This window comes from Brasilonema bromeliae SPC951 (assembly GCF_012912135.1).
Lineage (GTDB): Bacteria > Cyanobacteriota > Cyanobacteriia > Cyanobacteriales > Nostocaceae > Brasilonema > Brasilonema bromeliae.
Genome location: NZ_QMEB01000247.1, coordinates 1,286 through 9,775, shown reverse-complemented (window position 1 = coordinate 9,775; position 8,490 = coordinate 1,286). Strand labels below are relative to the sequence as shown.

The following is an 8,490-nucleotide window of genomic DNA, read 5'->3' as shown; positions in this document are numbered from 1 at the left end:
CTGAAGCCCCGGCGACCCCGCCGGCCGCTGCGAGCGAGACTCCGGCTCCGGCCGCCCCGGCGAATCCGTAATCGCCCCGCGTTCAACCTCGCGACCTCGATCCGCCCGACGAGCCGGCTTCACCGCCGTTCGCCGGGCGGTTTCGTTTTCCGCGGATCGCGCGTCGCGATGCCGCGCGCGTCGGCGACCGACGACCCGCGCGCGTCGCTCACTCTTTCCGGCGGTGCGCTTCCTCCAGAGCGGCGGCCTGCGCGAAGTCGGATTCGGCCGTGCGGGCCTGGCCGAGGGCCGAACGGACCGCCCCGCGGCGACGCCAGAACTGCGGGTTCTGCGGCGCGAGCTCGATCGCCCGGCTGAACGCCGCGTCGGCCGCCGGGAGCTCTTTGCGGGCTTCCTGCACCACGCCCAGCCCGCAGTGGGCGTCGGCGCTTTTCGGGTCGAGGCCGAGCGCGGTCTGGAAGTCGTCCTCGGCCCGCTTCCAGTCGGACGTCGCCACGAACGACATCCCGCGCGCCACGTACGCCGGGCCGAGCTTCGGCGAAAGATCGATCGCCGCGTCGCACATCTCGCGGGCGTCGAGCGGGCGGCCCTGATTGAGCGAGCGCACCGCTTGTTGCACGCAATACGCGGCGAAATCGGGATCGTGCTCGAGCGCCGCCTTGCGGTCGGCCGCGGCCTCGTCGCGTCGGCCGAGCTTCTCGCGCAACCGCCCGCGATTGAAATAGGCCTGGGCGTGCTTCGGCGCGAGCGCGATCGCCCGATCGAGGTCGGCCAGCGCTTCGGAGAGCTTGCCCAATCGCGTGCGGGCGTGCGCGCGGTCGACGTACGTCTGGGCGTCCTCGCGGATCGAGAGCGCCTGGGCGTAAGCGGCGTCGGCCTCCGCGTACTTGCCGAGCTTGTCGAGGGCCAGGCCGCGGTCGTGATGCGCGGCGGCCATTTTCGGATCGAGCGCGACGACCTTGTCGAACGACGCGACCGCTTCGTCGTTCCGATTCAGCCCGCCCAGCACGCCGCCGCGGTAGAACCAGGCCGCGGTGTATTTCGGGTTGATCGCGACGGCCGCGTCGAGGTCGTGCAGCGCGTCGAGCATCTTCCCCTCGGCGATCGAGGTGAGCCCGCGGCCGACGAGCGCGTCGGCGAACTTCGCGTCGGCCGCGAGCGCCTCGTCGAACTTCGCGCGGGCCAGCACGTACTGCCGCTGCTGGTAATAGCCGATCGCCCGGTCGTAAGCGGCTTTCGCCCGCCGCGTCTCGGCCGAGTCTTGCGCGGCGCGGGAAGCGTCGCCGAGCGAGGCCATTCCGATCGCGGCCGCGAGGGCGACGACGATCACGCGAGTCGCTGCATTCATCGCACGGTCTCCTCGACGTCCTCGTTCAACGAACCGCGGCGACCGCGACGATCTCGCCGGAGCGGACCGCTTCCGTCTGGCGATGGCAGAGGACGAGCGCGTCGCGGGCGAGCTCTCCGGCCAGGAGCGGCGACGGTCGTCCGGTCTCGATCGCGTCGGCCGCTTCGGTCAGTTCGGCCACGAACCCGTCGACCGGATCGCTCGAGCCGAGCGGCGGGCGGAACGAGCCGCCCGACTTGTCGAGCACGGTGAGCGGCACGCCCGTTCCTTCGGTTTGCCCGACGAGCGCCTGCGAATCGAAGACGAGCGTCGCGCCTTCCAGATGGATCTCGAAGCCGTGGGTGAACGGGCGGCCTTGCTGGGCGATCACGCCGCTCTGAGCGACGACGTGGAGCTTCGGGTCGGCGAAGCGGAACTGCGTGGTGAAGAACTCGACGACGTCGCCGCGGGTGCGTCCGGAGCTGACGACGCTCGCGGGCATCCCGGCCAGCACGCGGATCAGGTGCGCGTCGTGGATGTGCAGATCGACGATCGGCCCGCCGACGGTGTTCGGATTGAAGAAGTCGGGGATCCAGGTCGGCTCGGAGACGATCCGGCGGAAGAAGCCGCCGAGGAACTTGCCGAACGCGGCCCCGCGGATCGCGTCGACCGCGTACGCGAACTCCGGCAGGAACGGCAGCACGTGCGCGACCAACAGCCGCTTGCCCGACTCCTTCGCGGCGGCCGTCATCCGCTCGGCCTCGTGCGGGTGCAGCGCGATCGGCTTCTCGACGAGGACGTGCTTGCCGGCCGCGAACGCGGCGAGCGTCATCTCGCAATGCTTGTCGGGGGGCGAGCACAGATCGACCACGTCGACCTCGGGATCGGCCAGCAGGTCTTCGTAGCGCGCGTATTTTTGCACGCCGGAGAGGTCCATGACTTCCCCGGGCGGGCCGAAGTTCCCCTTCACGTCGCGCCAGTCGCCGGCGAGCCGCTGGGCGTTGCGGGTGCTGATCGCGGTCACCCGGGCGCGCGAGACGCGTCGCCAGGCCAGGTAATGGATCATGCCCATGAAGCCGATCCCGACCACGCCGATGCGGAGCATGTGCTGAGGGCCTTTCGCCTGTCGTCGATTCGCGGGGGCTCGATCCGCCGGTCGTCGCGCGCGTCGCGGGGGCGACGGACGACGCGTCGTCGCGGTGGCCGCATCTTACGACGCGTCGCGTGAAAGTTCATCGGCCGCCCGGGCCGCGCGAGCGGGGGTCCCGCGGCCGCGCGGGGGCGCTCGCCGCGGGCCAAAGGACGTAGAGGGAAGCACTCCGCGGTCCTCCCTCCGTCGATCAGCGGCGGCTCGTCAGCCCGACCGTCCGCGTTCTATATTCACCCTTGAAGCGCTCGCGTCGTCCGGGCCGGTCCGTCGAGTCCGTCGTCGCGCGGGGGACGAGCGCGCGATCTCGTCGCGAGGGAGAGGCCGTGGACTTCTTCGTCCACCTGTTCGACACGTCCGATTTTCCGGCGCGTTGGTACTGCGGGAACTGGTCGGCCGCTCACGGCTGGCTGCACGTCGCGTCCGACCTGGGCGTCTGGTCGGCGTACTTCGCGATCGCGCTGGCGCTGGGTTACTTCGTCGTGCGGCGTCGCGACTTGCCGCTCCGCGGTCTGCTCGCGCTCTTCGGCGCGTTCCTGCTGCTTTGCGGAACGACGCACCTGCTCGACGCGGCCGTCTTCTGGTGGCCCGCCTACCGACTCGCGGCGCTGTTCAAGCTGGCCACCGCGGTCGTCTCGTGGGCGACCGTCGTCGCGCTCGTCCGCGCCGCTCCGATCGTGTTGACGACCCGCGCCCCGGCCGAGCTCGAACGCGAAATCGCGGCGCGGCTCGCCGCGGAGGAGACGCTGCAGCGGAACAACCAGCACCTCGAGGCCCGCGTCCGCGAACGGACGGCCGAGCTGGAACGGACCGTCGCGTCGCTCCGCGACCTGACACGCACGCTCGAGGGACGCGTCGCCGAACGGACCACCGCCCTCGCGGCCAGCGAGAACCGCTTCCGCGCGATCTTCAACTCGATGTTCCAGTTCATCGGGTTGATGGAGCCCGACGGGACGCTGCTCGAGGCCAACGAGACGGCGCTGGTCGCCGGCGGCATCACGCGCGACGAGGCGGTCGGCCGGCCGTTTTGGGAGACGCGGTGGTGGACCGTCTCGCCCGAGACGCAGTCGCGGCTCCGCGAAGCGATCGCCCGCGCCGCCCAGGGGGAGCTGGTGCGTTACGAGGCCGACGTCCGCGGGGCGGGCGACCGCGTGATCACGATCGACTTCTCGATCAAGCCGGTGTTCGACGACGCGGGACGCGTGGTGCTGCTGATCCCCGAGGGACGCGACGTCACCGACCGCAAGCGGGCCGAGGCGGCGCTCCGCGAGAGCGAGGAGCAGTTCCGCACCGCGTTCGACGCCGCGCCGATCGGCATGGCGATCGTCGCGCCCGACGGTCGCTGGCTGCGCGTCAACGAGGCGCTCCGCGAGCTGGTCGGTTACTCCGAGGAGGAGCTGCTGCGGACGACCTTCCAGACCCTCACGCATCCCGACGACCTCGAGACCGACCTGAGCCTCGTGCGCGACGTGATCGCCGGCCGACGCCGGACGTATCAGCTCGAGAAGCGGTACTTCCGCAAGGACGGCCGGATCGTCGACGTGTTGCTCTCCGTCGGCTTGGTCCGCGACGACAACGGCGCGCCGGTGCACTTCATCTCGCAGATCAAGGACGTCACCGAGCAGAAGCGGGCCGAGCGCCAGACGCGGGCGTCGCTCAAAGAAAAAGAGCTGCTCCTCAAGGAGATCCACCACCGGGTCAAGAACAACCTCCAGATCGTCTCGACGCTCCTCGACCTGCAGTCGGAATACATCGACGACCCGCGGGCCCTGGCGATGTTCCAGGAATGCCGCGGCCGCGTGCGGTCGATGGCGCTGATCCACGAACGGCTCTACCGCTCGCACGACCTGGCGCGGGTCGATTTCGCCGAGTACGTGCGGCGGCTCGCGGACGACCTGTACCACGCGTACAAGCTCTCCGACGACGAGGTGCGACTGGAGCTCGACGTGGAGGTGCCGCCGTTGCCGATCGACGTGGCGATCCCGTGCGGGCTGTTGCTGAACGAGCTGATGTCGAACTGCTTCAAACACGCGTTCCCCGACTCGATGGAGGGCCGCGTGCGGGTGTCGTTGCGGCCCGACGGCCCCGACGCGATCGTGCTGGTCGTCGCCGACGACGGCGTGGGGCTCCCGCCCGACTTCGACTTCCGCGCCGCGACGTCGTTCGGGCTGCAACTGGTGAACACGCTGGCGGAGCAGCTCGGGGCCGAGATCGACTCGCCGCGGGGGGACGGCGCGCGGTTCGTGGTGCGGTTCCCCGCCCCGACGCGCTGACGCTCGACGCGACGGTCGCGTCGCTCCTCGTGCGGGGCGGTTCGACGCCCCGCGCGGGGGACGAAACCCGGTCGTGGGGAGGTCGCACTGCCCGTTGGCGGGAGTTAAGCTAGGATGCATCGGCGCGAACCGGGGTCAGTGCCGGTCGCCCGACGATCCAACTCCGCGCGACCCGGTTTGGACCGGCCAGAAGGGATTGCTTCTCTCGATGACGACCGCCCCCGGTGCGCCCATCGTCCAACGCCTGCGCGACTACGGCGTCGCCGCGTTCGCGGTGGCGATCGCGACGGTGCTGCGAATGTCGCTCAGCCCGTTCATGGCGGATCGCGCGCCGTTCGCGTTTTTGTTCGTGGCCGTGCTGCTGGTGGCCCGCTTCGTGGGCTTCGGCCCGGCCGCGTTCGCGACGCTCGTGGGGGCCGCGACGACCGCTTTCTTCATCGTCGATCCGGTCGGTTCGCTGATCATCCGCGATCCGGGACACCAGGTCGCGTTCGTGGTGTACATCGTCGTCGGCTTCGGCATGGCCGGACTCGGCGGGCTGATGCGCGTGGCGCAGGACCGCGCCGACCGACTCGCCGCCGAGGCGATCCTGCAACGCGAAGAGCTGCGGATCACGCTCGCCAGCATCGGCGACGCGGTCGTCGTCACCGACGCGGACGCGAAGATCGTCTCGCTCAACCCCGTCGCCGAGTTGCTCACCGGCTGGACGAGCGCCGAGGCCGTCGGTCGGCCGCTCGGCGAGGTGTTCGTGATCGTCAACGAGGAGACGCGCGAACCGGTCGAGAGCCCGGTCGATCGCGTGATCCGCGAAGGCGTCATCGTCGGCCTCGCCAACCACACCGTGCTTGTCGCCCGCGGCGGCAAAGAGACCCCGATCGACGACAGCGCCGCGCCGATCTTCAACGCGCAGCAGCGGCTCGTCGGGGTCGTGCTCGTCTTTCGCGACGTCGCCGAGCGACGCGGCGTCGAGACGGCCCTCCGCGAATCGAAACGCGGGCTCGAGCAGCTCGCCGACTCGATGCCGCAGATCGTCTTCGCGTCGAGCGCCGCGGGGCAGCCCGAGTATTACAACCGGCGCTGGTACGAATACACGGGCGTCGCGTCGGGCGACTTCGGCCGCGAGAGCTGGGCCCCGTTCATCCATCCCGACGACCTGCCGCGAGTCACCGCGGAATGGACTCGCTGCCTCGCCGCGGGCGAGCCGTGGGAAGCGGAAATGCGGCTCCGCGACAAGCACGGGGAAGACCGCTGGCACCTCGTCCGCAGCGTGCCGGTCCGCGACGACGCGGGGAAGATCGTCCGCTGGTTCGGCACGAGCACCGACATCCACGAGCGGATCGTGGTCGAGCGCCGCCTGCAGACCAAGGCCCGCGTGCTCGAAAGCATGGCCGAGGGAGTCAGCCTGACGGACGAGAACGGGATCATCGTTTACACCAATCCGGCCGAAGACCGGATGTTCGGCTACGAGCCGGGCGAGCTGCTCGGCCAGCACGTCCGGGTGCAGAACGACTACCCTCCCGAAGAAAACGAACGCCGCGTCGCGGCCGTGATCGACGAGCTGAATCGCGGCGGCGTCTGGACGGGCGAGTGGGCCAATCGTCGCAAGGACGGGACGAGCTTCGTCACGCAGGCCCGCATCACCGCGCTCGAAGCGGCCGGCATGCGCTACTTCGTCTGCGTGCAGGAAGACGTCACCGAGCGCCGCGCCGCCGCGGAGAGTCTGCGGGCGAGCGAAGAGCGGTTGCGGCTGGCGCTCGACGCGGGGCGGATGGGGACGTGGGACTGGAACGTCCGCACCAACGCGGTGACCTGGTCGCCCAGCCTCGAAGCGATCCACGGCCTGCCCGCGGGGACGTTCGCGGGAACGTTCGAGGCCTCGGTCGCGGACGTCCATCCCGACGACCGCGAGCGCGTCCTCGGCGCGGTCCGCCGGACGCTCGAAGAGGATCTCGACTATCACCTCGAATACCGCGTCGTGTGGCCGAACGGCTCGCAGCACTGGGTGGAAGCCCGCGGCCAGCTCCTCAAGGACGAGCGGGGCCGCCCGGAGCGGATGACCGGCGTCTGCGTCGAGATCACCGAGCGCAAGCGGGCCGAGCACGACGCGAAATTCCTGGCCGACGCGAGCGCGACGCTCGCGGGGCTCGTGGACATGGAGGCCACGCTGCAGAAGGTCGCGACGCTGGCCGTTCCCGCGTTCGCCGACTGGTGCGCGATCGACATGCTCGACGAGACCGGCGCGCTCAAACGCGTGGCCGTGGTGCACATCGACCCGTCCAAGGTCGAGCTCGCCCACGTGGCCCACCGCAAATGGCCGCCGGACCCGAAAGCGCCGACCGGCGTCTGGCGGATCATCCGCACGGGCGAGTCGGAGATCACGCCCGAGATCACCGACGAGATGATCCTCGGCTCGGTGAAGGACTCCGAGTTCGCGCAGATCCTGATCGATCTCGGGCTGCGGTCGTACATGGCCGTGCCGCTCGAGGCCCGCGGTCGCGTGCTCGGGGTGATCACCTTCATCTCGGCCGAGTCGGGGCGGAGATTCGAGCCGCGCGACCTGGCGCTGGCCGAAGACCTCGCCCATCGCGCGGCGGTCGCCATCGAAAACTCGCGGCTCTATCACGAGGTGCGCGAGGCCGACCGCCGCAAGGAAGACTTCCTCAGCCTCCTGGCGCACGAGCTGCGCAACCCGCTCGCGCCGGTGCGGAACGGCCTCGAAATCCTGAAGATGGCCGGCCGCGATCCCAACGCGGTCGACATGGTCGTCGAGATGATGGAGCGGCAGGTCCAGCACCTCGTGCGGCTGGTCGACGACCTGCTCGACGTCTCGCGCATCATGCGGAACAAGATCGAGCTCCGCCGCGAGCGGATCGACCTGGTCGCGGTGATCGAGCGCGCCGTCGAGATCGCCCGGCCGGGCGTCGACGCGGGCGGCCACACGCTCGTCGTCTCGCCGCCGGCCGAGCCGGTGCCGCTGCACGGCGATCTGGTGCGGCTCGTGCAGGTCGTCGGCAACCTGCTCAACAACGCGGCCCGCTACAGCGACCCCGGCGGCAAGATCGAGCTCTCGGGCGAGCGCGTGGGCGACCGCGCCGTGATCCGCGTCCGCGACCGGGGCATCGGCATCGCGCCCGAGATGCTCTCGAAGATTTGGGACATGTTCGTGCAGGGCGACCGCCGGCCCAGTCGCTCGCACGGCGGCATGGGCATCGGGCTGACGCTCGTCCGCAGCCTCGTCGAGATGCACGGAGGCCGCGTCGAGGCCCGGAGCGAAGGGCTCGGCCGCGGCAGCGAGTTCACCATCCACCTGCCGGTCGCGGACGCCCCGGAGCCGACGCCCGCCAGCGCCGCGGCCCCCGCGATCGAAGCGGCCAAGCCGCGGCGGCTCCTGGTCGTCGACGACAACGTCGACGCGGCCGAGAGCCTGGCGGTGCTGCTGCGGCTGGGCGGTCACGACGCGAGGGTGGCGCACGACGGGCCGACGGCGCTGGAAATGGCCGCGGCCGACCCGCCCGAGCTGGCGTTCCTCGACGTCGGGATGCCGGTGATGGACGGTTACGAGCTGGCCCGGCGGTTCCGCTCGCACCCGTCGCTCAAGGACGTCGTGCTCGTCGCGCTCACCGGCTGGGGCCAGGAGAGCGACCGTCGGCGTACCAAGGAAGCCGGCTTCGACGCCCACGAAGTGAAGCCCGTGGAACCGGCCGCGTTGCAGCGGCTCCTGGCGGACGGCTTGCAGTCGTAGC

At 70.6% G+C, this 8,490-nt stretch carries 4 protein-coding genes; 2 read left to right on the top strand and 2 right to left on the bottom strand.

The window, feature by feature from the left end; genetic code table 11:
• Window positions 1–208: 208 nt before the first annotated feature.
• Both DP116_RS30500 and DP116_RS30495 read right to left on the bottom strand, forming a co-directional pair.
• Window positions 209–1,348 (bottom strand): tetratricopeptide repeat protein, encoded by a 1,140-nt coding sequence (locus DP116_RS30500; RefSeq protein WP_169157543.1) that lies wholly within the window; start codon window positions 1,346–1,348, stop codon window positions 209–211.
• A 25-nt stretch (window positions 1,349–1,373) separates the two neighbouring features.
• The gene (locus DP116_RS30495; RefSeq protein WP_169157542.1) at window positions 1,374–2,432 is read right to left on the bottom strand and encodes a Gfo/Idh/MocA family protein; all 1,059 of its coding nucleotides are present in this window, start codon (window positions 2,430–2,432) and stop codon (window positions 1,374–1,376) included.
• 368 nt (window positions 2,433–2,800) lie between these two features.
• Between DP116_RS30495 and DP116_RS30490 the strand changes: the two genes are divergently transcribed.
• The gene (locus DP116_RS30490; protein WP_169157541.1) at window positions 2,801–4,747 is read left to right on the top strand and encodes a PAS domain S-box protein; all 1,947 of its coding nucleotides are present in this window, start codon (window positions 2,801–2,803) and stop codon (window positions 4,745–4,747) included.
• A gap of 208 nt (window positions 4,748–4,955) precedes the next feature.
• Window positions 4,956–8,489, top strand: coding sequence for a PAS domain S-box protein (locus tag DP116_RS30485; protein ID WP_169157540.1), 3,534 nt, complete (start codon window positions 4,956–4,958; stop codon window positions 8,487–8,489).
• The last annotated feature ends 1 nt before the right edge of the window (window position 8,490 follow it).

Excerpts from the sequence above, each read along its gene's own strand:
- DP116_RS30495 (WP_169157542.1), bottom strand. The coding sequence starts at position 2,432 with ATGCTCCGCATCGGCGTGGTCGGGATCGGCTTCATGGGCATGATCCAT.
- DP116_RS30500 (WP_169157543.1), bottom strand. The coding sequence starts at position 1,348 with ATGAATGCAGCGACTCGCGTGATCGTCGTCGCCCTCGCGGCCGCGATC.
- DP116_RS30485 (WP_169157540.1), top strand. The coding sequence starts at position 4,956 with ATGACGACCGCCCCCGGTGCGCCCATCGTCCAACGCCTGCGCGACTAC.